This is a genomic window from Alkalicoccobacillus porphyridii (genome assembly GCF_007293315.1).
GTDB lineage: Bacteria > Bacillota > Bacilli > Bacillales > Bacillaceae_D > Alkalicoccobacillus > Alkalicoccobacillus porphyridii.
The window spans coordinates 1-326 of the sequence record NZ_VLXZ01000116.1 but is presented as its reverse complement, the minus strand read 5'-3'; the positions used below and the strand labels follow the sequence as shown (position 1 = coordinate 326).

The 326-nt window shown below is 44.2% G+C and carries 1 protein-coding gene; it reads left to right on the top strand.

The features are described from left to right. The coding region (locus tag FN960_RS23735; protein ID WP_498034103.1) for an aspartate-alanine antiporter-like transporter at positions 1 to 326 on the top strand (326 nt) is incomplete at both ends.

The following is a 326-nucleotide window of genomic DNA, read 5'->3' as shown; positions in this document are numbered from 1 at the left end:
AGCCTCCGTGAATATAAACGTCGCCGAATTGTTAAATGGGAATTACATTCTGTTATTATTTGTGGTCCTCGCGCTTGGGCTATGTCTCGGAAAGTTACGACTTGGTTCGATCCAACTGGGTAATTCCATTGGCGTTTTAGTCGTATCGCTGTTATTAGGCCAACAACATTTCAGCATTAACACCGATGCGCTTAATCTTGGCTTTATGCTGTTTATTTTCTGCGTCGGGGTCGAAGCCGGACCGAACTTTTTTTCCATTTTTTTTCGCGATGGGAAAAATTACGTAATGTTAGCACTGGTGATGGTTGGCAGTGCGCTGGTGATCG